This window comes from Bacillus cereus group sp. N12, from assembly GCF_016483575.1.
Taxonomy (GTDB): Bacteria; Bacillota; Bacilli; order Bacillales; family Bacillaceae_G; genus Bacillus_A; species Bacillus_A toyonensis.
Genome location: NZ_JAEHBO010000312.1, coordinates 1 through 217, shown reverse-complemented (window position 1 = coordinate 217; position 217 = coordinate 1). Strand labels below are relative to the sequence as shown.

The following is a 217-nucleotide window of genomic DNA, read 5'->3' as shown; positions in this document are numbered from 1 at the left end:
AGACTATACTGTAAACGATTTAAAACAAAATAACACTACAGAAGATTTCGGTAAACATATTAAAGTACAATTTCTTTGGGATTGGGATCCTGAAAAAAGCCCTGTATACGAGACAACTCTTGCAGAACTAAAATCACAAGGCCCAGAGATTGCCTCCAAAAAAGTATTTCATTCTAAGTGGACTGAAACAGGGGGATTAAAACCTGGGAAAATGGAT

1 protein-coding gene is annotated in these 217 nt (G+C 35.9%); it reads left to right on the top strand.

Annotated features, from left to right (window positions below; translation table 11 throughout):
- Positions 1-217 (top strand): CalY family protein (locus JDS92_RS30620; RefSeq protein WP_242476066.1); only part of this gene is annotated, 217 nt, incomplete at both ends.